Below are 22,867 nucleotides of genomic sequence, written 5' to 3' on the forward strand. Positions count from 1 at the left end.
CTTCATGCTGCCCATCAGCGCTTCCAAGCGTGCCCGCCGCATCATCGCCACCACCGGCGTCGTCGGCATCGGCCTCACCATCCCGTGCCTGACCGCCGGCTCGGCCTCCGCCGCCTCGGTCGCCACCTGGGACAAGGTCGCCCAGTGCGAGTCCTCCGGCAACTGGGCCATCAACACCGGCAACGGCTTCTACGGTGGCCTGCAGTTCACCTCCAGCACCTGGGCCGCCTTCGGTGGCACCGCCTACGCCTCGCAGGCCAACCTGGCCACCAAGGACCAGCAGATCGCCGTCGCCGAGAAGGTGCTCGCCTCCCAGGGCCCCGGCGCCTGGCCGGTGTGCTCCGTCCAGGCCGGCCTCACCAAGGGCGGCGAGGCCCCGCAGCTGAACACCGGCGCCGCGGCCACCACCACCCAGAGCGCCCCGAAGCCGGCCGCCGCCCCCAAGCCGGCCGCCGCTCCGAAGCCCGCCGCCCAGCCGGCCGCCCCGCAGAGCAGCCAGCAGAGCACCCAGCAGTGGAGCGGCAAGCACTGGACCGGCGACCGCCAGTGGAACGGCCACCAGGGCGCCCACGACTACACCGTGGTCGCCGGCGACTGGCTGTCCCAGATCGCCGAGGAGAACCACGTCCAGGGCGGCTGGGAGAAGCTCTACGAGCTGAACAAGTCGGTCCTCACCGAGGGCGCCGACCACATCTACCCCGGCCAGCACCTGTCCCTGGGCGGCGACGCCCAGGTCGCCGCGCCGGCCGCCGCCAAGCCGGCCACCAGCGCCCCGGCCGCCCCGGCCACCACCACCGCGGCCAAGCCCGCCGCCGCCACCCAGGCCACCGGTTCCAAGGCCGCGGCGGTCAACTTCGCGCTCTCCAAGGTCGGTCAGGCCTACGTCTACGGCGGCAGCAGCGACGGCGGCTGGGACTGCTCGGGCCTGGTCCAGGCGGCCTACCGCCAGGCCGGCATCTCGCTCCCCCGTGTCGCCGCGGACCAGGCGGACACCGCCACCCGCGTCTCGCTGGACAGCCTGCTCCCGGGCGACCTGCTGTTCTGGTCCAACAACGGCAGCAACTCCGGCGTCTACCACGTCGCGCTGTACGTCGGCGACGGCAAGTACGTCGAGGCCGCCAACCCCAGCGCGGGCGTGCGCACCGAGACCATCGCCGACTGGGCCCCGGACTTCGCGGGCCGGATCTGACGGCCCGCTGACGGACCCGCCGTCCCCGGAAGCCTGGCCGGTTCCCGGGGCGGCGGCCTAAGCTGCGACGAGCCACCCACCAAGGAGCGCCCGTCATGGCGAAGGTCACCGTCACCCTCGATGCCGATCTGGCGATCGAGGTGATGCTGCAGTGCGGCACCAGGAACCCGCAGGACGCGGTCGAGCTGATCGTCCGGGATTACCTCGACCGCACCCGGCGCACCGAGGCGCGGACCGGCGACGCGGCCGACGAGCTGCGGCTCGACCATCCCCGGCCGGTCGTCGAGGAGGGCTGACGCCCAGGGCCGAGAGCCCTCACCCCCGAGTACGTGCGCAACGGCCCCGGAGCTTCCCGCTCCGGGGCCGTTCGCACATCCGCCGGGCGGACGTGCGCGAAGGTCAGGACGCGCTCTACCGGCCGTTGGCGACCGCTCCGGTGGAGCCGCGCATCACCAGTTCGGGCTGGAACATGTACTCGGCGCGCTGCGCCAGATTGCCCCCGACCTCCTCCAGCAGGGCGTCGACCGCGGCGGTGGCCATCGCCTCGACCGGCTGGCGGATGGTGGTCAGCGGTGGCTCGGTGAAGGCGATCAACGGCGAGTCGTCGAATCCGACCACCGAGACGTCCTGCGGCACCGACAGGCCGCGGCGGCGCACCGCCCGGATCGCGCCGAGCGCCATCATGTCGCTGCCGCAGACGATCGCGGTGCAGCCCTTGTCCAGCAGGGCACCCGCGGCCGCGTCCCCGCCCTCCACGCTGAACAGGGTGTGCTGGATCAGGTCCTGGGCCTCCTCCGTGGTCCGCCCGAGCAGCTCCCGGACGGCCGCGGTGAAGCCCTCGATCTTGCGCAGCACCGGCACGTACCGGCGCTGGCCCACCGCCAGGCCGATACGCTCGTGTCCGAGCTCGACCAGATGCTGGACCGCCATCCACATCGCGGTCCGGTCGTCCGGTGAGATGAACGGCGCGTCGATCTTCTCGCTGTAGCCGTTGATCAGGACGAACGGCACCTGGCGCCCGGTCAGCCGGGCGTAGCGGTCGTGGTCGGCGGTGGTGTCGGCGTGCAGGCCGGAGACGAAGACGATGCCCGCCACCCCCCGCTCGACCAGCATGTCGACCAGTTCGTCCTCGGTCGAGCCGCCCGGCGTCTGGGTGCACAGCACCGGTGTGAAGCCGTGCCGGCTGAGCACCTGCTCGATCACCTGGGCCAGCGCGGGGAAGATCGGGTTGCTCAGCTCCGGGGTGATCAGCCCGATCAGGCCGGCGCTGCGCTGGCGCAGGCGGGTCGGCCGCTCGTAGCCGAGCACGTCGAGCGCGGCCAGTACAGTCTGCCGGGTGGTCGCCGAAACGCCCGCCTTGCCGTTGAGCACCCGGCTGACGGTCGCCTCGCTGACCCCCGCCTGTGCCGCGATGTCTGAGAGTCGCGCCGTAGTCACGATCCCAGAGCCTATTGCAACCACGTCAGACCGCCCACCAAACGGCGGAGTCCGTGGGGAGCACGCTCTCCCCGTCGACCACGGCCAGCTCGGCCGAGGCGAGCAGCAGCCGGCCGGGGGCGGCGATCCGGACCGGTTCCGGCGTGGTGTTGACGGTGCAGACGAAGGAGCCGGCGGCGCTGTCCCGGCGGAAGGCCAGCACGCCTTCGGCGGAGGGCAGCCAGCTCACCGCGGTGCCGGCGCCGAGCGCGGGGTGCTCGCGGCGGACGGCGAGCGCGGAGCGGTACAGCTCCAGGGTGGAGGTCGGGTCGCCGGTCTGGACCTCGACGCTCAGCTCGGCCCAGGAGGCCGGCTGCGGCAGCCAGCTCGGGCCGCCCGGGGTCGGGCCGAAGCCGTACGGGGCCTCGGTGCCGGACCACGGGATCGGCACCCGGCAGCCGTCGCGGAAGCCGTCCTGGCCGGCCTGGCGGAAGAACGAGGGGTCCTGGCGGACCTCGTCCGGCAGGTCGGTGACGTCCGGAAGGCCGAGCTCCTCACCCTGGTAGAGGTAGGCCGAGCCGGGCAGCGCGAGCATCAGCAGGGTGGCGGCGCGGGCCCGGCGCAGGCCCAGCTCGCGGTCGCCGGCGGTGCGGATCTGGGTGCCGCCGGGCGGGTTGGCGAAGCGGGTGGCGTGCCGGGTGACGTCGTGGTTGGAGAGCACCCAGGTGGCCGGGGCGTCGACCGGGCGCATCGCGTCCAGCGACACGTCGATCACCTCGCGCAGCGCGGCGGCGTCCCAGTGGGTGCCCAGGTACTGGAAGTTGAAGGCCTGGTGCAGCTCGTCGGGCCGGACGTAGTTGGCGGTGCGCTGCACGGTCGGGGTCCAGGCCTCGGCGACGCCGATCCGCTCGCCCGGGTACTCGTCCAGGATCTTGCGCCAGGCGCGGTAGATCTCGTGCACGCCGTCCTGGTCGAAGAACGGCATCACGTCGTTGCCCAGCAGCTTGAGCTGGTCGTGCGAGCCGAGGTCGGGCAGGCCCGGCGCCTTGACCATGCCGTGCGCGACGTCGATCCGGAAGCCGTCCACGCCCATGTCCAGCCAGAACCGCAGGATCGAGCGGAACTCGTCGGCGACGGCCGGGTTCTCCCAGTTGAAGTCGGGCTGCTCGGGGGCGAACAGGTGCAGGTACCAGTCGCCCGGGGTGCCGTCCGGGTCGACGGTGCGGGTCCAGGCCGGGCCGCCGAAGATGGACTCCCAGTCGTTGGGCGGCAGTTCGCCCTGGGCGCCCTTGCCGGGCCGGAAGTGGTAGCGCTCGCGCAGCGGGGAGCCCGGGCCCTCGCGCAGCGCACGCTGGAACCACTCGTGCTGGTCGGAGGAGTGGTTGGGGACCAGGTCGACGATGATCCGCAGGCCCAGCTGGTGGGCGTCGCGGATCAGCGCGTCGGCGTCCAGCAGGGTGCCGAACATCGGGTCCACCGCGCGGTAGTCGGCCACGTCGTAGCCTGCGTCGGCCTGCGGGGAGGCGTAGAACGGGGACAGCCACACGGCGTCCACACCGAGGTCGCGCAGGTACGGCAGGCGGCTGCGGACGCCCGGCAGGTCGCCCATGCCGTCGCCGTTGCCGTCGGCGAAGCTGCGCGGGTACACCTGGTAGATGACCGCGTCCCGCCACCAGCCTCTGGAGGCACCGGCGTTCGTCGCGATCGGCTCAGCGGTCGGCTCAGCGGCGGGAACGGCGGCGGGCCGGGAGGTGTCGGCCAGGTTCTGGGTCATGGACTGTCATCCCTCACAGGACGTAGGTAGCGTCCCGGCCACCCGTGCGGGGGCGGCCGGTTCGCGGCAACAGGCATTGGTGGTGCGGGGTCTGGCGGTGGGTCAGGACTTGGCGGCGCCGGCCGTCAGGCCGGTCACCAGGTGGCGCTGGACCAGGTAGAAGACCAGGGCGGCGGGCAGCGCGATCAGCACCGAGGTGGCGGCCATCAGGTGCCACTGCGCGTCGTGCTCGCTGATGTAGGTCTGCAGGCCCACCGCCAGCGTGTACTTGTCCGAGCTGAGCAGGAACGTCGAGGCGAACGGCACCTCGGCCCAGGCGGTGAGGAAGGAGTAGAAGGCCGCCACGGCCAGACCGGGCCTGGCCAGCGGGATGATCAGCCGCCAGAAGGTGCCGAACGGGCTGAGCCCGTCGACCCGGCCGGCCTCGTCGATCTCCACCGGGATGGTGTCGAAGTAGCCCTTGAGCAGCCAGCCGCAGTACGGCACGGTGGTGCCCGCGTACGTCAGGATCAGGCCGAAGTAGCTGTCCAGCAGGTTCAGGTTGGCGAGGATCGTGTAGATCGGCACGATCACCACCGCGATCGGGAACATCTGAGTGAGCAGCAGGGTCCACATCAGGTGTCGGTGGCCCGGGAAGCGCATCCGGGAGACCGCGTAGCCCGTGGTGGCCGCCACCAGGACACCGAAGACGGTGGTGCCGCCGGCCACCAGCACCGAGTTGCCGAACCAGCTGAGGAAGTCGGTGTGCTGGAGCACGAAGCTGTAGTTGGCGAAGCTGGTGCGCCCGAAGATGTGGCCGGGGTGCAGGTAGTCGGTCTTGTCCGGGCCCAGGGAGATGAAGGCGATCCACAGCACCGGGAAGACGGCGATCAGGGCGGCGACCACCAGCAGCGCGTGCGACAGCACGGAGGCCGAGCGCCGGCCGCGGCCGCGGGACTGCGCGACGGCGCGGCTCGCGGCGGGCCGGGCGGCGGTCGGGAGTTCGGTGACGGCGCTCATCTCGGCGGCCTCCTTCGGGTGGGTGGGGGGTGCGACTCGGGCCGGGGTCATCCGTTGGCCTGCTCGTTGCGGGCCAGCCAGCGGCGGTAGAAGCTGGTGAAGACGACCAGGATGGAGAGCAGCAGCACACCGTAGGTGGCGGACTCCGCGTAGGCCCGGGGCTGCTGGCCGAAGCCCAGCCGGTAGGCCCAGGTGACCAGGATCTGCGCGTCCGGGGCGCCGTTGCCGAGCAGCAGGTAGATGACGGCGAACTGGTTGAAGGTCCAGATCACGCCGAGCAGGACCACGGTGCTGCTCACCGACCGCAGGCCGGGCAGCGTGACGTGGCGGAACCGCTGCCAGGGGGTCGCACCGTCCATCTCGGCAGCCTCGTACAGCTCGCTCGGGATCGACTGGAGCCCGCCGAGCAGCGAGACCATCATGAACGGCACGCCGCACCAGGTGTTGACGATGATCGCGGCGGCCTTCGCCGCGAGCGGGTCGCTCAGCCAGGAGGGCTCCGGCAGGTGCAGGAAGCCCAGGGCGCTGTTGACGATCCCGCCGTCGGCGAGCATCAGGCGCCAGGAGAAGACGGTGACGAAGGTCGGGACGGCCCACGGCAGGATCAGCAGCATCCGGTAGACGGCGCGTCCGCGCAGGTTGCGGTTCATCAGCAGGGCGAGGCCGAGGCCGATGGAGTAGTGCAGCGCGACGCACACCACCGTCCAGACGATGGTCCAGACGAAGTGCGACCAGAACCGGTCGTAGGAGCCGGGGCCCCAGAGCACGTCGGCGTAGTTGTGCAGGCCGACGAACTGGTAGCTGTCCGGGATGTGCCGGACCCCGATCTGGCGGCCGACGTTGAGGCTGGTCGCGTTGGTGAGGGTCAGGTACACGCCGCGCGCCAGCGGGTAGCCGACCAGGACGCCGAGCACGATCACGACCGGCGCGATCATCACGTACGCGTACCAGTACTTCTGGTACGAGAGCCTGATGCGCTGTCCGAGACCGGGGCGCGGCTCGCGCTCTCGGCTGCCCTTGCTGGGCGCGCCCTGCACGGCGACTGCCATGGTTGACACCTCTTCGGGAGTTCCGCCGCCTCGCTGCGGCGACTGCGACTGCTGACGTCGACTGCTGTCGTGGTTCGTTCGGGGGTGGCCGGACGGGCCGACGGCCGGGGCCGCCCGGTCCGCTCGAGGCGGGCCGGGCGGCCGGTGGCACTACTTGGTGAAGCCGGGGAGCAGCTTGGCGTAGTCGACGGCGGTGGCGTCCAGGCCGGCCTGGGTGGCCGACTGGTCCTGGACGATCTTGCCGAGGTTGGTGCCGATGGAGGAGAACAGCGAGCTGTACTCGGGCAGTTCGGGGCGCGGCTGGGCGGAGCCGAGGACCGCCTGGAAGCCTGCGATGCCCGGGTTGGCCTTGACCTCGGCGGTGTACGCGTCGGTGCGGGTCGGCAGGGTGGAGTTCTTCAGCGCGAGGAAGGTCTGGCTCTCGGCGGAGGTGAGGAACCCGGCCAGCTTCTCGGCGGCGGCCTTGTGGGCGTCGTCCGAACCGGCGTAGACCGAGACGTTGTGGCCGCCGGTCGGGGCGCCCGCCTTGCCGGTGGAGCCGGCCGGGACGGGGGCGATGCCGAGGTTCTTCTGGTCGCTGAAGGCGGAGCCCTTGAAGATGTTGGTGACCTCCCAGGGACCCTGGATGATCATCGCGACCTTGCCGGTGTTGAAGGCGTCCATCATGTGCGCGTACGAGTCGGTGGTCACGTCGGCCTTGACGGTGCCGGGCGCGGTGAACAGCGACTTGTAGGTCTCGACGGCCTTGGCGGCCTCCGGCGAGGCGATGGTGATCTTCTTGCTCTTGGCGTCCACCATGTCGGTGCCCTCGCCGAAGAGCAGCGGCATCGCGTAGTAGCCGTCGCCGGCGCGCATGAAGAAGCCGTCCACGCCGGCCTTGTCCTTGAGCTGCGCGGCGTCGGCCTTCAGCTCGTCCCAGGTGGCGGGGGCCTTGGTGATGCCGGCCTTCTCGAACAGCGCCTTGTTGTAGAGCAGGCCGAGGGTGTCGGTGACCAGCGGGGCGCCGTAGGTCTTGCCGTCGAACTTGGCCTGCTGGATCAGGCTCGGCTGGAAGGCGGCGGCGTCGGCCAGCGCGGGGGTGCCGTCCAGCGGCTCCAGGAAGCCGGCCTTGGCGAAGGCGGAGGTCCAGCCGACCTCGGAGCGGAAGACGTCCGGCGCGCCCTTGGCGCCCATCGCGGTCTGCAGCTTGTTCTGCGCCTGGTCGAACGGGACGTTCTCGAAGTTGACCTTGATGTTCGGGTTGGCGGCCTCGAACTTCTTGACCAGCTCCTGGTAGTTCGGAGCCTCGTTGGTGGCGTTGGAGGTGTCCCAGTAGGTGATGGTGACCGGCCCGGAGGACTTGCCGTCCGCGCTGGTGCCGCTGCTGCCACAGGCTGCAAGCGTTACCGCAAGGGCCGCAACGAGAGCGGAGGCCGCGATGCCACGCCGCATGAGAACTCCTAATGAGGTGGGGGTGCCCGAGAGGGAGAAGGACCGCGCATAATGGCTGTCCCAGCCGACTGCGCCGTTGCGGCCGTCGGGCTTGGGCAGGAACGTAACAGCGATGCAATCGCATCGGAAAGTCCTTGCAGCAAGTTTCTGCAAGATCTGGCGATCGTTACGCCCGCGTGTCCTCGGCGTTGCCGCAAGGTAGCCGACTTCCGGCCAGTTCATCCAGTTTGCGCCACCCCCTTGCGCGGTTTGCCGCAAGGTTCGCAAGCATGCCCTCCCGACCCTCCCACCCTCACTCATTTAAGAGGATGAGCATCATTTATATTGAGCGGGCGGCCCCAGCCGCAGCACCGACCCGTTCGCCATGCCCTGGAGGCACCCGTGCTCTCGCCCGAGTCGACCGCGACCGTCCGCGCCACCCTGCCCGCCGTCGGAGCCGCCATCTCGGAGATCACCACGCTCTTCTACGCCCGGATGTTCGCCGACCACCCCGAGCTGGAGCGTGACCTCTTCAACCGCGGCAACCAGGCCTCCGGCGCCCAGCAGCAGGCCCTCGCCGGCGCCATCGCCGCCTACGCCTCCCTGCTGGTCGAGCAGGCCCAGCAGCACGAGCGGGGCGAGCGCGGCGCCGCCGGCCCGCTGCTGGCCCGGATCGCGCACAAGCACGCCTCGCTCGGCATCACCCGCGAGCAGTACCAGGTGGTCCACACCTACCTGTTCGCCGCCATCGTCGAGGTCCTCGGCGAGGCGGTCACCCCGCAGGTCGCCGCCGCCTGGGACGAGGTCTACTGGCTGATGGCCGGCGAGCTGATCGCCCTGGAGGCCCGGCTCTACCGCACGGCCGGCGTCGAGGAGGGGCAGGTCTGGCAGGAGATGACGGTGCTCGCCCGGCAGCAGGAGGCCCGGGACGCGGTGTCGTTCACGCTGCGCCCGGCGGACGGCGGCCCGGCCCCCGCGTTCCGCCCCGGCCAGTACGTCAGCGTGGCCGTCCGGCTGCCGGACGGCGCCCGGCAGATCCGCCAGTACAGCCTGTCCACCGCGCCCGGCGAGAGCTGGCGGATCACCGTGAAGCGGGTGCACGGCCAGGACGGCCCGGCCGGCGAGGCCTCCGGCCACCTGCACCGACACCTGCGGGCCGGCGACCGGCTCAGCGTCTCCCACCCGTTCGGCGACCTCGTCCTGGAGGACGGCACCGGCCCGCTGCTGCTCGCCTCCGCGGGGATCGGCTGCACGCCGATCACCGGCATGCTGGACCACCTGGTGCGGACCGGCTCGACCCGCCGGGTGGTCGCCGTGCACGCCGACCGCTCCCCCGCCGACCACGCGCACGCGGGGCAGCTCGCCGAGCTCGCCGCGGCGCTGCCCGGGGCCGAGCTGCACCGCTGGTACGAGCAGGACGCCGACGGGGCCGGCGCACGGCCGGGCCTGGCCGACCTCGCCCTGGTCGAGCTGCCCCCGGGCGTCACCGCCTACCTGTGCGGCCCGCTGCCGTTCATGCGCGCCGCCCGGGCGGACCTGCTGCGCCGCGGGGTGCCCGCCGCCGCGATCCGCTACGAGGTCTTCGGCCCCGACCTCTGGCTCGCCTCGGTCTGACGCACCGTCATTTCTGCTGTGGAGCGAGCGAGATGACGCAGACGCCCGGCTCGGCGAAGGGGTGCAGGCGGACCGTGCCGGGGGCGCCGGCACGCTCCGCCAGCACATCCAGCAGGCCCTGGTGCACGGCGCAGACCACCTCGGGGTGGCGTTCGGCGTTGCGCAGGAACGGGCAGCCGTGCAGCGCCACCTCGGTACCGCCCGCCCGCAGCTCCGGTTCGAAGCCCCAGCGCTCGGCCTCGGCCGCCACCTGCTCCGCCAGCGGCGCCTCCGGCACCTCCCCCGCCGGCCCGGCCCCGGCCGCCGGGCGGCGACCGGCCCAGCTGCGGCCGGCCTGCTCGGCCCGCACCGACCGGGCCGCCGGGTCCGCACCGTAACCGAGCACCAGCACCTCGACCAGGTCCTGGTAGGCCGCCAGCTGCTCGCGGGCCGGCACCGCGGTGTACAGCAGCCGCGGCCGGCCCCGGCCGGCCACCGTCGCGTCGCGGTGGCCCTCGACCAGCCCGGCCCGGGCCAGCGCGGTGAGGTGGTGGCGGACGGTGGTGACGTGCTGGCCGGTCAGCTCGGCGAGCCGCCGGCTGTCCAGCGGCTCGGCCGCCTCGGTCAGCGCCGCCAGCAGCACCCGCCGCGCGGGAGCCGCGAGCGCGCGGTGCACACCGGGGTCCGATCTCTCCACGCTGCCAATATACGGCGCGCGGCCCGGCCGGCCCGGCCGGTCAGACGGTGCCCAGGCGCAGCACCGTGGTGGAGCGGAACTCCTGCCCGGGCCGCAGCTCGGTGCTCGGGTACGAGGGCTGGTGCGGGGAGTCCGGGTGGTGCTGGGTCTCCAGCGCGATGCCCGCGTACGGGCCGTAGGGCACCCCGGCGAGGCCGGTGACGGTGCCCGCCAGGTGGTTGGCGGTGTAGACCTGGATGCCGGGCTCGGTGGTGAGCACCTCCAAGGTCCGGCCGCTGACCGGGTCCTCCAGCAGCGCGGCCCGGGCGGGGGTGCCGTCGGCGGGGCGCTCGCGCAGCACCCAGTTGTGGTCGTAGCCGCGGGGGCCGCGCAGCTGCGGGTGGTCCTCGTGGATGCCCTTGCCCACCGGCCGGGCGGCGGTGAAGTCGAACGGGGTGCCGGCCACCGGGTCGAACGGGCCGAACGGGATCTGCCGCTCGTCGACCGGGGTGTACTCGTCGGCGTCCAGCGTCAGCAGGTGGCCCAGGATGTCCCCGCTGCCCTCGCCGGCCAGGTTGAAGTAGGCGTGGTTGGTCAGGTTGACCACGGTGGGGTGGGTGGTCACCGCGTGGTATGCGATGGTCAGGGCCTCGGCCGTGAGGGTGTACGAGACCGTGATGTCCAGGCCGCCGGGGAAGCCCTGGTCGCCGTCCGGGCTGTGCAGCTGGAGCCGGACCCCGCCGGGCGCCTGCTCGGCCTCCCACATCCGGTTGGCGAAGCCGTCCGGGCCGCCGTGCAGGGTGACGCCGTGGCCGGTGGGCAGCAGCGGGTGCTCCACCCCGTCCAGGGTGATCCGGCTGCCGGCGATCCGGTTGGCGTACCGGCCCACGGTGGCCCCGAAGTGCCGGGCCGGGCCGAGCAGGGGGCCCAGCTCCTCGGTGCTGAGCAGGAGTTGGGCCGGGGTGCCGGAGCGGTCCGGCGCGGTGAGGGTGTGCAGGGTCGCGCCGAGGTTGAGCACGCTCGCCTCCAGCGGCCCGCAGCGCAGCGTCCAGCGCTCGATGGCGGAGCCCGCGCCGCTGGGCTCGAAGGGCTCCCGACGTACCTCGGTGGCCTGCGCCGACATCATCACCTGCTCCTCACCGGCCGTCTGGCTGAGCCATGGCGACCATGCCTGGGGTCTGCCCCGCAGCCTATGACCTCGGCGGGCCCCGCGGCCGGATCAGCGCGCGGGGGCCGCTCGGTCGCGTCGGGCCGGGCCTACTCCGGGGCGCTCTCGGGCAGGCCGAGGGCGGCGGCCAGGCCCTCGGGCCCGGCGCCGGCCTTGCGGTGGACGGCGGCCAGCCGGCGGTGCACCAGGCTGAGCTGGATGTTCAGCTGCTCGGCGATCCGCTGCGGCGGCACGCCCTGGACGGCGAGCTGGGCGACGTCCCACTCCGGCTGGCTGAGCGCGTCCTTGCTGAGCGTGCGCAGCCGGTTGGGGTGCAGCCCGGAGACGGCGAGCTCCTGGCGGACCTTGGCGACCAGGCCGTCGGCGCCGCAGTGCTGGGCGAGCTCCATGCCCTGGTAGAGGTACTCGCCGGAGGCGGCGAGGCGGCCGACCCGGCGGAGCGCGGCGCCTAGGTCGACCAGGGCGTGCGCGTGCTCGTAGCCGGCCGGGGAGAGCCCGAGGTGGCCGACGGCCTCCTGGAGCAGCTCGACGGCGCGCGGCCCCTCGGCGATGGCGGCCTGCAGCCGCAGCGCGCTGCCCAGTGCGGACGGGGAGCCGAACTCCCTTGCCCGGGCGACCGCCGACTCGGCGTACTTGCGGGCCGCGTCCGGGTCGTCCGGGGCGAGCGCGACGGCGAGGTGGCCGGCCCACGGCGCCCAGACCGTGTTGTGCCAACCGCGCGCGTCCAGCTGGGCGCCGACCTCGGTGAGGGCGGCGACGGCACCGACCCGGTCGCCCTTGGCGAGCAGCAGCTTGCCGTACAGGGTCGGCGCGTCGGGCAGCACCATGGCGGTCGGGTGGTACGGCGGGGCGAAGCCGTAGCGCTCGGCCAGCTCCCAGGCCTCGGCGGTGCGGCCGCGGGCGAGCAGGGTGTCGGCGAGCACGCCGACGATGTCCCACTGCAGCGGGATGCCCGGGGCGATCCGCTCGGAGATCTTCAGGCCCCGGCGCAGGAAGTCCTCGGCCTCGGGGAGGAAGCCGCGGCGGAACCTGACCAGCCCCATCAGGAAGTAGGCGAAGCCGCGGTGCGCTCCGCTCCACCCGGCCACCTCGAACTCCAGGATGGCGTCGGAGAAGAGCCGCTCGGCCCGGGCGAGCTCGTCGGTGTAGGTGAGGGTGAGGCCGATCAGGGCGGGGAGTTCGAAGCCCCAGGTGGTGTTGGTCCAGCCGAGCTCACCCGGGAGCCGGCCGTCGGCCAGCGCCTCGTCGGCCAGGCCGACGGCCTCGGCGGCGGGAGCGCCGCGCAGCGTGAGGTCCCAGGCCCGCATCGCGAGCACCGCGCGCTCGGCGGCGGTGTCCCGCTCGCCCAGGGTGGAGTAGAGCTCCTGGAGGCGGCGCGAGCGGTCCGGCCCGTCCTCCTCGTCGCGTTGGAAGGCGGCCCACATGAAGTGCGCGGCCTCCAGCCGGAGCCGGCCGGGCCCGGGCGGGGTACGCCGGGCCTCCTGCTGGCAGATCTCGGCGGCCCGGACCAGGTCGCCCGCGTGCGCCAGCACCTCGGAGAGCCGGAAGGTGGCGTCCACCCGCAGGTCGTCGCGCAGGCCGCCCTCCATGTCCAGCGCGAGCTCCAGCTGGTTGACGGTGGAGGCCGGGTCGGTGAGCAGCGCCGAGCAGCCGAGCTCGAAGATCACCTCGGCCCGGTCGGCCTCGTCCGGCGGCTCGTTCAGGGCTCGTGCCAGGCAGCGCTGGGCGGCTTCGGGGGCGCCGATCGCCAGGTGCTCGGCGGCGGCCTTCCGCAGCTTGCGGACGATGGTGTAGTCGCCCTCGGGGTGGGTCTCCAACAGGTGCCGGGAGGAGGCGATCAGCGAGCCGCCGGAGTTCTCGATGGCGGCCGCGGCGATGCCGTGCATGGCGGTCTTGGTGCCGGGCGGCATGGTCAGGTAGATGGCCGTGCCGATCAGCGGGTGGACGAACTCCAGCCGGCCGTTGGGACTGCTGGTCAGCACCCGGTGCTTGCGCAGCTGGCGGACCGACTCGTCGGACTGGTCCGGGCCCTGGGCGGAGATGGTGGCGGCCAGCGGCTGCTTGATGTCGGTGCCGAGCAGGGCCGCGGCCCAGGCGAACCGCAGGGTGACCGGGCCGAGCTTCTCCAGCCAGTACTGCAGGGTCTGGCCGCGCGCGGCGGCGGCGAGGTCGCGCAGCCTGGGCGCGTTCTCCTCGATCGGGTCGAGCCCCTGCTCGCGGACCTCGCGGAGCAGGATCATGATGTCGTACGGCGTGCCGGCGGTGATCGCCCAGACCTGGCGACAGAAGGCGTCGTCGGCGCGGTCGCCGAAGACGCCGCGCACGAGGTGCGTGACCGATCCGGGGTTGAGCGGGTTGAGCTGGTGACGACGGGCCGCGATGCCCTCGATCTGCTGGATCAGCCCACGGGCCTCCTCCTCGAACTCGTCGCGGTAGCCGAGCACCAGCAGGACGGGGAGTTCGCGGGAGCGAACGGCGAACGAGGCGAGCCAGGTGAGCGATTCGAGGTCGGCCCAGTGCAGGTCGTCGATGACCATGACCAGCGGCGCCCGGCGCGGGGCGAGCTGGGTGAGCACGAAGTCCAGACCGTCCCGGACGCCCTGCGGGTCCAGCGGCTCCAGCTCGCCGGAGGGCGGGAAGAGCCCGATCGCGGGGCCGACGATGCCGTACCAGCTGCCGAACACCTCGCGGCTCTCGGCCTCGTTCAGCGCGCCGAGCACCGGGAGCAGCAACTGCCGCAGCACGCGGAAGGGTTCGTTGCGCTGGCGCTCGCCGCCGCGGGCGAACAGCACGGTGCAGCCGCGCTCCACGCCGGCCAGCCGGCGCACCTGGTGGAGCACGGTGGTCTTGCCCATGCCGGCCGGACCGGAGTAGAGCAGCAGCTCGCCGATCTCGGTGCCGCCGGCGGCGAAGTGGCGGCAGAGCCGCTTCACCGCCTGCTCGGCGGTCTCCAGCTCCGACTCGCGCTCGTGGAGGGGCTCGTCGACCACCCCGGCACCGTGCTCCCGCTCCGCCTGCCCGTGCTGATCTCCGGCCACCGCTCGCCCTCCGCCTCACAGTTCCGTGGTTCCGCCTCGACATTAGCGCCGCGCACGCCCCCATGGGCGGCATTCGCGCAGGCCGGAGGCCACGGACAGGGTTGAGACCGAGTGCCCAGGGCAAATGCCCTGATACCTCTGACGTCTGATGATGTGATCAGATAATCTTCGGCCCGCACAGCTGGAGATGATCTTAAAGATGCGGGCCGCCCCGAGGCCGAGCAGTACGCACAGCACAGACCCTCAGCAGCGCCGGGAGAACGATGTCCGACTGCACCTCGCTTGAGCTTCCCTTCCCCCACAGACGAAGCCCCCACCAGGCCCGTGCGGCAGCCCACCACCGCCTCTGGCTCGACCGCCACAGCCGCCTGGCGGCCTGCGCCGACGAATCGGCCTACGCGCACTGGGAGGTGGCCGACCTCGCCGCTATCAGCTACCCCGAAGCCGGAGCGGAGGAACTCGGCCTGGCCACCGATCTCTTGGGATTCTATTTCCTGTTCGACGATCAGTTCGACACTGAACTCGGCCAACATCCGGCCGAAGTGGCCAGGATCTGCGACCGACTGACCACGATCGTACACGGAGCGCCGGCCTCCGGAAGATCCCCCGTCGAACAGGCCTTCGCCGACATCTGGCGGCGCACCGCGGCGGGCATGCCGGCCCGCTGGCGGGCCCGGGCCGCCTACAACTGGGAGTGGTACTTCGCCAGCCACCCGGCCGAGGCGGCCGGCCGGGCCTTCGCCGAACTCCCGGACCGGGAAAGCTACATGGTGCTGCGCCGCGGCACCGCGGCGATGGAGACCCTGTTCGACATGATCGAGCGGCTCGGCCGGTTCGAGGTGCCGCAGAGCGCGTTCCACCACCCCGTGCTGCGCCAACTCCGGCAACTGGCGGCCGACATACCCTCGCTCAGCAACGACGTCCGGTCCTACCCGCTGGAGGCGCCGCGCGGCGACGTCTACAACCTGGTCATGATCGTCCAGCAGGAGCGCAGCTGCTCCGCCGAGGAGGCCAGCGCGGTGGTGCTCGGCGAGGCCCAGCTGATGATCGACCGGTTCGCCGCGCTCCGCCTCCAACTGGCGACGGTGTACCACCAGTTGGAGCTCGACCACGAGCAGCGCGGCGCCGCCCAGCGGTACGCCGACGGGCTGGCCGCCTGGCTCGCCGGCTACCTGCGCTGGGAGGCCCGCACCGGCCGCTACCGACTCTCGTAACCGGTCCGGTACGCACCGTAGCGGCGCTGCGCGCCGGGCGGTTAGGGTGCCGAGCTGAGGGAGCCGGCCCCCGTCCGCCTCCCCTCCAGTCAGCTTCCAGCACCCTTCCGCCCGGGCCGCCTAGGCTGCCCGACGCGCTGCCCCGGGGCGGGCCCGGACGGCGGCGCCTGTCGTTGCGAGGAGAAAGCGTTGACGGTCTACCAGCCCCCCGGACAGCCCGGTTCCGTGGTCGAGTTCCGCCCCCGGTACGAACACTGGATCGGCGGCGAGTGGCGGCGTCCGGTGCGCGGCCAGTACTTCGAGAACCCCACGCCGGTCACCGGGCAGACCTTCTGCGAGGTGGCCCGCGGCACCGCCGAGGACATCGAGGCGGCGCTGGACGCGGCACACGCCGCCGCCCCCGGCTGGGGCCGCACCCCGCCCGCCGAGCGGGCCCAGGTGCTGCTGCGGGTCGCCGACCGGATGGAGCAGCACCTGGAGGCCCTCGCGGTCGCCGAGAGCTGGGACAACGGCAAGCCGGTCCGGGAGGCGCTGGCCGCCGACATCCCGCTGGCCGTCGACCACCTGCGGTACTTCGCCGGCGCGCTGCGCGCCCAGGAGGGCTCGCTGTCGCAGCTCGACGAGGACACCGTCGCCTACCACTTCCACGAGCCGCTGGGCGTGGTCGGCCAGATCATCCCGTGGAACTTCCCGATCCTGATGGCCGTCTGGAAGCTCGCCCCGGCCCTGGCCGCCGGCAACGCGGTGGTGCTCAAGCCCGCCGAGCAGACGCCGGCCTCGATCATGCTGCTGATGGAGCTGGTCGCCGACCTGCTGCCGCCGGGCGTGGTCAACGTGGTCAACGGATTCGGCGTGGAGGCGGGCAAGCCGCTGGCCGCCAGCCCGCGGATCCGCAAGATCGCCTTCACCGGGGAGACCACCACCGGCCGGCTGATCATGCAGTACGCCAGCGCCAACCTCATCCCGGTCTCGCTGGAACTCGGTGGCAAGAGCCCCAACCTGTTCTTCGCCGACGTCGCCGCCGAGCGGGACGCCTTCTACGACAAGGCGCTGGAGGGCTTCGCGATGTTCGCCCTCAACCAGGGCGAGGTGTGCACCTGTCCGAGCCGGGCGCTGATCGAGGGCTCGATCTACGACTCCTTCCTCGGCGACGGCCTGGAGCGGGTCCGGGCGATCCGCCAGGGCAACCCGCTGGACCTCGCGACCATGGTCGGCGCGCAGGCCAGCAACGACCAGCTGGAGAAGATCCTCTCGTACATCGAGATCGGCCAGGCGGAGGGCGCCAAGGTCCTGATCGGCGGCGAACGGGTCGAGCTGGAAGGGGAGTTGGCCGGCGGCTACTACGTGGCCCCGACCGTCTTCGAGGGGCACAACCGGATGCGGATCTTCCAGGAGGAGATCTTCGGCCCGGTGGTCGCGGTGACCCGCTTCGACGGCTTCGAGGACGGCATCGAGATGGCCAACGACACCCTCTACGGGCTCGGCGCGGGCGTCTGGTCGCGGAACGGCTCGACCGCCTACCGGGCCGGGCGGGCGATCCAGGCCGGCCGGGTCTGGACCAACAGCTACCACCTCTACCCCGCCCACGCCGCCTTCGGCGGGTACAAGAACTCCGGCATCGGCCGGGAGACCCACAAGATGATGCTGGAGCACTACCAGCAGACCAAGAACCTGCTGGTCAGCTACTCCCCGCAGGCGCTGGGCTTCTTCTAGGATGCCGCCCGACACCCACTCCCAGGTGGCCGTCACCGCGGCGGCGGCCGAGTTGCTGCGCGAACTGGCGGCCGAGCACGGGCCGTTGATGTTCCACCAGTCCGGCGGCTGCTGCGACGGCTCGGCGCCGATGTGCTACCCGGCCGGCGAGTTCCTCACCTCGGCCGCCGACCACCGGCTCGGCTCGCTCACGGTCGACGGGCTGGCACCGGTGCCGGTCTGGATGGCCCGTGACCAGTACGCCTACTGGTCGCACACCCATCTGACCATCGACGTGGTGCCGGGCCGCGGCAGCGGCTTCTCGCTGGAGGCGCCCACCGGCCGGCGGTTCCTGCTCCGCTCCCGCCTGCTCACGGACGAGGAGGCCTCGGCGCTGGGCCGCTGACCCGGGACGCTGACCTGGGACGCTGACCCGGGCCGCCGCCCGATCGGGGCACCCCCGCAGGCCGGGGGTGCCCCGATCCCCGTCAGCCCTCCGTCGCCAGACGCGCCTCGGCGGCCCGGACGGCCTCCTCGATGGTCTCCGGCGGGATCCGCACCCCGGAGGCGATCCGCCCGCCGACGGCCCGCAGCGCCTCGGCGGCCGCCTCGGCCCAGGCGTGCTCGATCAGCACCAGCAGCGCCACCGAGCCCGGCTCCAGCAGCTCGGCCGCCTCCTGGGCGTCCTGCGGACCGATCAGCGGCAGCTCGTGGCCGCCGTCCGCGACCACCCCGCGCAGGTGCTCGAAGTCGGCGAGCTCGCCGTAGGTGGCCGCGCCGTCGGCGTGCCGGGTGACCACCAGCGAGTCGATCACCCGGATGTCCCCGGCGGTGCGCAGCGTCCGCAGCGCCACGGCGGTCTCCCGGGTGATGGTCGCCTGCGGGAACGTCAGGACGAGCAGTTCGGCCGGCCCCATCCCGGTCTCCCTTCCTCCGACTGGTCCCCCAGCCGGATCCAAGCACACCGGTCGGCCGATCCCGCCGGCCGACACCCCGTCAGGCGGGCACCGGGGCGACTGCGAACGGCCCAAGCGGCGCGCGCCGCCGCCGCGGCCGTGGTCTCTGGGAAGCAGCGGCCGACCGGGCCGCGGAACAGGAGCCGCAGACCCATGACCATCCCCGTCGACAAGCTGTCCCAACCCGCCGTCCGGACCCTGGTCGCCGCGATCAACGCGGGCGACCGGGAGGCGTTCGCCGCCGCGCTCACCCCGGACGCCACCATGTCGGACGACGGTTCGGACCGGGACCTCGCCGAGTGGACCGACCGGGAGATCTTCTCCTCCCGGGGCCGCATGGACGTGCAGACCGAGAAGGACGGCGGCCTCGCCCTGGTCGCGAACTTCCGCAACGACACCTGGGGCGAGATGCGCACCGCCTGGCGCTTCACCGTGGACGGCGGCAAGGTCAGCCGGTTCGACACCGGACAGGCCTGAACCCCTCCCGCGCCCGGACGCCGACGCCCCGTCATCCGCCCAGGCAGCCGCGGACGGCGGCGATCAGCGTCCGGGAGCGGATGTCGCCGGTCACCCCGGGCTGCATGCCGTTGGTGACGTAGCCGAAGCCGATCCCCAGCTCAGGATCGGCGAAGCCGAGCGAACCGCCCCGGCCGGGGTGGCCGAAGGCGGCCGGGGAGGACATCGGGGAGGTCCCGCCGTGTCGGAAGAAGCCCTGGCCGAAGGCGGTGTTGACGATCAGCACCCGGTCCGGTCCGTCCACCGAGGGGCCGGTCGCCTCGGCCAGCACCTGCGGGGTGAACAGCGGGCTCAGCCGCTCGCCGGGCGCCCCGCCGTGCCGGTCCGCGGCGCCGATCAGCGCGGCGTAGAACCGGGCCAGCGAGCGGGCGGTGCCGATGCCTCCGGCGCCGGGGACCTCGGCGGCCTGCACCGCCGGATCGTTGAGGTCCACGTTCGGCCGGACGGCCGCGAAGGCCCGGGCGGTCAGCGAGGTCGGGTCGCGGTAGGCGTCCTTGACGGACTGCTTGGGCCGCACCTTCAGGCCGCCGGGGCCGGTCCTGGCCGCCGGCGGTGCCGGCAGGTCCACCAGCCTCCCGACCCGCGGGGCCGCCGCGGGCGGCAGGCCGATCCACAGGTCGAGCCCCAGCGGACGGGCGACCTCCTCGGCGAAGTAGCGGCCGACGCTGCGCCCGTCGGCCCGCCGGACCAGCTCGCCGACCAGCCAGCCGAAGGTGTAGGGGTGGTAGCCGTGCGCGGTGCCCGGCTCCCAGGCCGGCGCCTGCGCCGCGACGGCGGCCACCGCGGGCTCCCAGGCGATCAGGTCCTCCACCCGCAACGGGCTGTCCAGCACCGGCAGCCCGGCCTGGTGGGAGAGCAGCCAGCGCACCGGGATCCGGTCCTTGCCGGCGGCCTTGAACTCCGGCCAGTACGAGGCGGCCGGCGCGTCCAGGTCCAGGTGACCGCGCTGGACCAGCAGCAGGGCGGCCGCCGCCGTCAGCCCCTTGGTGACCGAGCGCAGCACCTGGGCCGTGTCGGCCGTCCAGGGGGTGGCGGGCGCGGGCCGGGCGCCGACCTCGGGCCGGGCGTCACCGGCCCACAGGTCGACCACCTTGCGCCCGTCGGCGTACAGCGCGAAGGCCGCGCCCAGCTCGCCGTGGTCCCGGAAGTTCCGGGCGAACGCCTCCCGCACGGGCTCGAAGCCGTCGGCCGTCTCGCCCCAGATCTCCACCGTGGTCACCGCTCGCCGCCCTCGTCGCCGCCGTCCGTACCTCGTTCGAACCTTAGACCGGTGATCCACCTGACGCCGACTCGGTACCGTGGGGCCATGACGAACCCCGCTGACGAGCTGCTGGACGTGGTGGACGAGCAGGACCGGGTGATCGGCACCGCGCCGCGCGGTGAGGTCTACCGGCAGGGTCTGACCCACCGGTGCGTGTTCATCCTGGTCCGCGACCCGCAGGGGCGGATCTTCACGCACCGGCGCACCGAGCAGAAGCTGTTCGCCCCCGGCGCGTACGACTGCTTCGTCGGCGGTGTGGTCGGCAGTGGCGAGGGCTACGCGCAGGCGGCCGTCCGGGAGGCCGAGGAGGAGCTCGGGGTCAGCGGGATCCGGCCCGAGCCGATGTTCAAGTTCCGCTACCAGGACGGCGACAAGCAGTCCTGGTGGTGCGACCTCTACCGGGCGCGGTGGGACGGGCCGGTCTCCCCGCAGGTCGAGGAGGTGGCCTGGCACGACTGGCTGACCGAGGCGGAGCTGACCGCCCGCCTCGCCGAGTGGGAGTTCGTGCCGGACGGGCGGGAGGCCTGGCGGCGCTACCTGGAGTGGCGCTCGGCCTCGGCCTGAGCCGCGGGCTCCCAGTCGGGGTGCTCGCGGGTCGCCCAGAGCGGGTCGACGCTGCCGGTCCGCATCCCGCGGCGGGCCTCCGGGTCGCGCACCGCCATCCAGACGTGCCCGGCCACCGCGACCGCGACCGCGACCGCCAGCCAGTCGTGCACGAAGGTGGCCCCGGTGCGCCAGACCAGCGGCGCCAGGTGGGTGAACCACATCAGCAGCCCGGTGCCGAGCATCACCAGCACCGCACCCGCGCTCCAGGCCGCGTACAGCTTCTGGCCGGCGTTGAACTTGCCGGCCGGCCGGTGGTACGAGCGGCGGCGCACCGCGCGCAGCCACTCCCGGTCCACCGGGTGGAAGCGGTTCAGCCGGCCCAGGTCGGCGCGCAGGGCGGCCGAGACCAGCCCCAGCAGCAGCGGGGCCGGCAGCAGCAGGCCGCACCACTCGTGCACCACCACGACCAGCCGGCGGCGCCCCACCAGCTCGCTCAGCGGCGGGTAGTACAGGAAGGCGGCCGTCACCAGGCAGACCGTCATCAGGGCGGCCGTCATCCGGTGCACCCAGCGCTCCGCCCGGCTGAACCGCGGGATCCGCCCCTGCGGCGCCCGCTCACCCGGTGGGCGCATCGTCGCGTCCGTTCGACCGGCCGACCCAGGCGTCGACGTCATATCCGTACCGCTCCCAGTAGCCGGGTTCGACCGAGGGCGTCACCGTGATCCCGGAGAGCCACTTGGCCGATTTGTAGAAGTACATCGGCGCCACGTACAGCCGCACCGGGCCGCCGTGCGCGTGGCTCACCGGCTGGTCCTGCATCTTCAGCGCGACCAGGACGTCCTCCCGGCGGGCCTGGTCCATCGTGAGGCTCTCGGTGTAGCTGCCGTCGAAGCAGCTGAACCGGACGGCGCCGGCGTCCGGCCGCACCCCGGCCGCGTCCAGCAGGCTGGACAGCCGGACCCCCTCGAACGGGGTGCCCGGCACCCGCCACCCGGTCACGCACTGCACGTCGTGCACGATCCGGTGCTGCTCCATCGCCTGCAGGTCGGCCAGCCGCAGGGTGGTGGGGCGCTCGACCAGTCCGTCGACGGTCAGCGTGTAGTCCTCGGCCGTACGGGTCGGCACCGAGGCGACCACCGAGTAGTAGCGGAAGCCGCCGCCACCCGGCAGCAGCCCGCTCAGCCCGGTCGGGTCCTTGCTGGTGACCCCCTCGACGGCCCGCTGCAGGAACGGCCCGGCGGCCACCCCGGCGGCGCCCAGGCCCAGCATGCCGAGGACGACCCGGCGTCCGACAGGTGTTCCGGAACTCTCACTCACACCGTCGATTCGACCAGGTCAGCGGCGGGGAGGCCAGAGCTGCGGGGTCGCCGTCAGAATTTCGTCATCTCCTCCAAGGACGGTCCGGCCGGAACATGATCGAACGTCCGGCCGGGCCCGCCCGGACGGCTAGGCTGAGCGGCATGGCTTCCCGTACGCCGTCGGCGGCGACCCGGTCGGAGGACGAGCGCGCGCCGCGCCGCAGGCTCAGCGTGGACGAGCGCCGGGAGCAGCTGATCGCGGTCGCCCTCGACCTGTTCAGCAAGCACCCGCCGGAGGACGTCTCGATCGACGACATCGCGGCCGCCGCGGGCGCCTCCCGGCCACTGGTCTACCACTACTTCCCGGGCAAGCAGGCGCTGTACGAGGAGTCGCTGCGCCGGGCCGGGCAGGAGCTGGCGGGCCGCTTCGAGGAGCAGGCGCAGGGGCCGCTCTCGGAGCGGCTGCTGCGGGTGATGGGACGCTACCTGGACTTCGTGAGCAGCCACGGCCCGGGCTTCGAGGCACTGCTGCGCGGGGGGTCGGTGGCGGCCAGCCCGGGCACCACGGCGGTGATCGACGAGGTCCGGCGGGCGGCGCAGGAGCAGATCCTGCTGCACCTGGCGATCCCGGATCCCAGCCCGGGGCTGCGCCGTACCGTCCGGGCCTGGATCGCCAACGCCGAGATCACCTCGCTGGACTGGCTCTCCGGGCGGAGCGTCCCGCTGGCGGAGCTCCAGCTCCAGCTGGTGCAGGAGTTCGTCGCGGCGCTGGCCGTCACGGCGGCCCGGGAGCCCGCGCTGGCGGCCGAGCTGGCCGGGTTCTTCGCCGCCGAGCAGCCCGAGGGGCCGACCGGCCGGCTGCTGCGCGAGCTGGCCGCTCTGCTGGCCGTGCCCGGCCTGGCGGCGGATCTGGGACGGCTGGCGACCCCGCCGGCCGGCTGAATCCGGCCCGGTCCGGTGCCCGGGATCCGGAGCTGCGGCGGCCGGTTGGTGAGGTTCGACGCCGAATGCCGCGGTGCCAGCGGTTTCTGATAGAAAGTGGGCGTACTGCCACACCGAGAGCGAGGGGGGC

Annotated in this window: 21 protein-coding genes; 9 read left to right on the forward strand and 12 right to left on the reverse strand. The window is 73.0% G+C overall.

Annotation, left to right across the window (positions count from 1 at the left end; translation table 11 throughout):
• The first annotated feature begins 4 nt into the window (after window positions 1-4).
• Together AB0K43_RS22425 and AB0K43_RS22430 are read left to right on the forward strand one after the other, a co-directional pair.
• Window positions 5-1,189, forward strand: coding sequence for a transglycosylase family protein (locus AB0K43_RS22425; protein WP_363642402.1), 1,185 nt, complete (start codon window positions 5-7; stop codon window positions 1,187-1,189).
• Window positions 1,190-1,284: 95 nt separating this feature from the next.
• Window positions 1,285-1,485 carry a hypothetical protein gene (locus AB0K43_RS22430; protein WP_363642404.1) on the forward strand — a complete coding sequence of 67 codons (201 nt, stop codon included), beginning with the start codon at window positions 1,285-1,287 and terminating at the stop codon, window positions 1,483-1,485.
• Window positions 1,486-1,600: 115 nt separating this feature from the next.
• Here the strand turns inward: AB0K43_RS22430 and AB0K43_RS22435 are convergent, their stop codons facing one another.
• The 5 genes from AB0K43_RS22435 to AB0K43_RS22455 all read right to left on the reverse strand — a co-directional run bounded on the left by AB0K43_RS22435 (window position 1,601) and on the right by AB0K43_RS22455 (window position 7,858).
• A complete protein-coding gene (locus tag AB0K43_RS22435; protein ID WP_363642406.1) occupies window positions 1,601-2,626 on the reverse strand; it encodes a LacI family DNA-binding transcriptional regulator in 1,026 nt (341 codons plus the stop codon).
• Between the two features lie 25 nt (window positions 2,627-2,651).
• Window positions 2,652-4,379 (reverse strand): glycoside hydrolase family 13 protein, encoded by a 1,728-nt coding sequence (locus tag AB0K43_RS22440; protein ID WP_363642408.1) that lies wholly within the window; start codon window positions 4,377-4,379, stop codon window positions 2,652-2,654.
• A 102-nt stretch (window positions 4,380-4,481) separates the two neighbouring features.
• Complete coding sequence (locus AB0K43_RS22445) at window positions 4,482-5,378, reverse strand: carbohydrate ABC transporter permease (RefSeq protein ID WP_033823451.1); 897 nt, start codon at window positions 5,376-5,378, stop codon at window positions 4,482-4,484.
• A 47-nt stretch (window positions 5,379-5,425) separates the two neighbouring features.
• A complete protein-coding gene (locus tag AB0K43_RS22450; RefSeq protein WP_363642411.1) occupies window positions 5,426-6,427 on the reverse strand; it encodes a sugar ABC transporter permease in 1,002 nt (333 codons plus the stop codon).
• A gap of 150 nt (window positions 6,428-6,577) precedes the next feature.
• On the reverse strand, window positions 6,578-7,858 hold the full coding sequence (locus tag AB0K43_RS22455) for an extracellular solute-binding protein (protein ID WP_363642414.1): 1,281 nt from the start codon (window positions 7,856-7,858) through the stop codon (window positions 6,578-6,580).
• Window positions 7,859-8,239: 381 nt separating this feature from the next.
• Between AB0K43_RS22455 and AB0K43_RS22460 the strand changes: the two genes are divergently transcribed.
• Window positions 8,240-9,451 carry a globin domain-containing protein gene (locus AB0K43_RS22460; protein WP_363642416.1) on the forward strand — a complete coding sequence of 404 codons (1,212 nt, stop codon included), beginning with the start codon at window positions 8,240-8,242 and terminating at the stop codon, window positions 9,449-9,451.
• Window positions 9,452-9,458: 7 nt separating this feature from the next.
• Here AB0K43_RS22460 and AB0K43_RS22465 read toward each other — a convergent pair whose 3' ends face one another.
• From AB0K43_RS22465 to AB0K43_RS22475, 3 genes are all read right to left on the reverse strand, one after another.
• Window positions 9,459-10,127: a helix-turn-helix domain-containing protein gene (locus AB0K43_RS22465; RefSeq protein WP_363642418.1), complete on the reverse strand. Its 669-nt coding sequence runs from the start codon at window positions 10,125-10,127 to the stop codon at window positions 9,459-9,461.
• Between the two features lie 40 nt (window positions 10,128-10,167).
• The gene (locus AB0K43_RS22470) at window positions 10,168-11,232 is read right to left on the reverse strand and encodes an aldose epimerase family protein (protein ID WP_363642420.1); all 1,065 of its coding nucleotides are present in this window, start codon (window positions 11,230-11,232) and stop codon (window positions 10,168-10,170) included.
• 131 nt (window positions 11,233-11,363) lie between these two features.
• A complete protein-coding gene (locus AB0K43_RS22475) occupies window positions 11,364-14,312 on the reverse strand; it encodes an AAA family ATPase (protein WP_363642422.1) in 2,949 nt (982 codons plus the stop codon).
• A gap of 263 nt (window positions 14,313-14,575) precedes the next feature.
• On the opposite strand from AB0K43_RS22475, the gene AB0K43_RS22480 reads away from it, so the two are divergent.
• From AB0K43_RS22480 to AB0K43_RS22490, 3 genes are all read left to right on the forward strand, one after another.
• Window positions 14,576-15,526, forward strand: coding sequence for a terpene cyclase (locus tag AB0K43_RS22480; RefSeq protein ID WP_363642424.1), 951 nt, complete (start codon window positions 14,576-14,578; stop codon window positions 15,524-15,526).
• A gap of 189 nt (window positions 15,527-15,715) precedes the next feature.
• Window positions 15,716-17,239: an aldehyde dehydrogenase family protein gene (locus AB0K43_RS22485; RefSeq protein ID WP_363642426.1), complete on the forward strand. Its 1,524-nt coding sequence runs from the start codon at window positions 15,716-15,718 to the stop codon at window positions 17,237-17,239.
• 1 nt (window position 17,240) lies between these two features.
• Entirely contained in the window at window positions 17,241-17,624 is a 384-nt protein-coding gene (locus AB0K43_RS22490; protein WP_363642428.1) for a DUF779 domain-containing protein, read from the forward strand.
• Between the two features lie 82 nt (window positions 17,625-17,706).
• On the opposite strand, the gene AB0K43_RS22495 is transcribed toward AB0K43_RS22490, so the two are convergent.
• A complete protein-coding gene (locus tag AB0K43_RS22495) occupies window positions 17,707-18,135 on the reverse strand; it encodes a DUF6325 family protein (RefSeq protein ID WP_363642430.1) in 429 nt (142 codons plus the stop codon).
• 192 nt (window positions 18,136-18,327) lie between these two features.
• On the opposite strand from AB0K43_RS22495, the gene AB0K43_RS22500 reads away from it, so the two are divergent.
• The gene (locus tag AB0K43_RS22500; RefSeq protein ID WP_363642432.1) at window positions 18,328-18,651 is read left to right on the forward strand and encodes a nuclear transport factor 2 family protein; all 324 of its coding nucleotides are present in this window, start codon (window positions 18,328-18,330) and stop codon (window positions 18,649-18,651) included.
• 31 nt (window positions 18,652-18,682) lie between these two features.
• Here AB0K43_RS22500 and AB0K43_RS22505 read toward each other — a convergent pair whose 3' ends face one another.
• Window positions 18,683-19,909 (reverse strand): serine hydrolase domain-containing protein, encoded by a 1,227-nt coding sequence (locus AB0K43_RS22505; RefSeq protein WP_363642434.1) that lies wholly within the window; start codon window positions 19,907-19,909, stop codon window positions 18,683-18,685.
• Between the two features lie 87 nt (window positions 19,910-19,996).
• Between AB0K43_RS22505 and AB0K43_RS22510 the strand changes: the two genes are divergently transcribed.
• Window positions 19,997-20,515, forward strand: a complete 519-nt coding sequence (locus tag AB0K43_RS22510; protein ID WP_363642436.1) for an NUDIX domain-containing protein — start codon at window positions 19,997-19,999, stop codon at window positions 20,513-20,515.
• On the opposite strand, the gene AB0K43_RS22515 is transcribed toward AB0K43_RS22510, so the two are convergent.
• Together AB0K43_RS22515 and AB0K43_RS22520 are read right to left on the reverse strand one after the other, a co-directional pair.
• Window positions 20,485-21,129 carry a cytochrome b/b6 domain-containing protein gene (locus AB0K43_RS22515; RefSeq protein WP_363642438.1) on the reverse strand — a complete coding sequence of 215 codons (645 nt, stop codon included), beginning with the start codon at window positions 21,127-21,129 and terminating at the stop codon, window positions 20,485-20,487. The genes AB0K43_RS22510 and AB0K43_RS22515 overlap by 31 nt on opposite strands.
• Entirely contained in the window at window positions 21,113-21,766 is a 654-nt protein-coding gene (locus AB0K43_RS22520) for a molybdopterin-dependent oxidoreductase (RefSeq protein ID WP_363642515.1), read from the reverse strand. Before AB0K43_RS22520 ends, AB0K43_RS22515 begins: the two co-directional genes overlap by 17 nt.
• A gap of 191 nt (window positions 21,767-21,957) precedes the next feature.
• Here AB0K43_RS22520 and AB0K43_RS22525 point away from each other — a divergent pair, with 191 nt between their 5' ends.
• Window positions 21,958-22,737 (forward strand): TetR/AcrR family transcriptional regulator, encoded by a 780-nt coding sequence (locus AB0K43_RS22525; protein ID WP_363642440.1) that lies wholly within the window; start codon window positions 21,958-21,960, stop codon window positions 22,735-22,737.
• The last annotated feature ends 130 nt before the right edge of the window (window positions 22,738-22,867 follow it).

The organism is Kitasatospora sp. NPDC049258, assembly GCF_040678895.1.
Taxonomy (GTDB): domain Bacteria; phylum Actinomycetota; class Actinomycetes; order Streptomycetales; family Streptomycetaceae; genus Kitasatospora.

Bases quoted from the DNA above. Each gene is read 5' to 3' on its own strand.
- AB0K43_RS22510 (WP_363642436.1), top strand. From the start codon at position 19,997: ATGACGAACCCCGCTGACGAGCTGCTGGACGTGGTGGACGAGCAGGAC.
- AB0K43_RS22515 (WP_363642438.1), bottom strand. From the start codon at position 21,129: ATGCGCCCACCGGGTGAGCGGGCGCCGCAGGGGCGGATCCCGCGGTTC.
- AB0K43_RS22440 (WP_363642408.1), bottom strand. From the start codon at position 4,379: ATGACCCAGAACCTGGCCGACACCTCCCGGCCCGCCGCCGTTCCCGCC.
- AB0K43_RS22425 (WP_363642402.1), top strand. From the start codon at position 5: ATGCTGCCCATCAGCGCTTCCAAGCGTGCCCGCCGCATCATCGCCACC.
- AB0K43_RS22495 (WP_363642430.1), bottom strand. From the start codon at position 18,135: ATGGGGCCGGCCGAACTGCTCGTCCTGACGTTCCCGCAGGCGACCATC.
- AB0K43_RS22430 (WP_363642404.1), top strand. From the start codon at position 1,285: ATGGCGAAGGTCACCGTCACCCTCGATGCCGATCTGGCGATCGAGGTG.
- AB0K43_RS22490 (WP_363642428.1), top strand. From the start codon at position 17,241: ATGCCGCCCGACACCCACTCCCAGGTGGCCGTCACCGCGGCGGCGGCC.
- AB0K43_RS22450 (WP_363642411.1), bottom strand. From the start codon at position 6,427: ATGGCAGTCGCCGTGCAGGGCGCGCCCAGCAAGGGCAGCCGAGAGCGC.
- AB0K43_RS22470 (WP_363642420.1), bottom strand. From the start codon at position 11,232: ATGATGTCGGCGCAGGCCACCGAGGTACGTCGGGAGCCCTTCGAGCCC.
- AB0K43_RS22520 (WP_363642515.1), bottom strand. From the start codon at position 21,766: ATGCTGGGCCTGGGCGCCGCCGGGGTGGCCGCCGGGCCGTTCCTGCAG.
- AB0K43_RS22525 (WP_363642440.1), top strand. From the start codon at position 21,958: ATGGCTTCCCGTACGCCGTCGGCGGCGACCCGGTCGGAGGACGAGCGC.
- AB0K43_RS22480 (WP_363642424.1), top strand. From the start codon at position 14,576: ATGTCCGACTGCACCTCGCTTGAGCTTCCCTTCCCCCACAGACGAAGC.
- AB0K43_RS22500 (WP_363642432.1), top strand. From the start codon at position 18,328: ATGACCATCCCCGTCGACAAGCTGTCCCAACCCGCCGTCCGGACCCTG.
- AB0K43_RS22455 (WP_363642414.1), bottom strand. From the start codon at position 7,858: ATGCGGCGTGGCATCGCGGCCTCCGCTCTCGTTGCGGCCCTTGCGGTA.
- AB0K43_RS22445 (WP_033823451.1), bottom strand. From the start codon at position 5,378: ATGAGCGCCGTCACCGAACTCCCGACCGCCGCCCGGCCCGCCGCGAGC.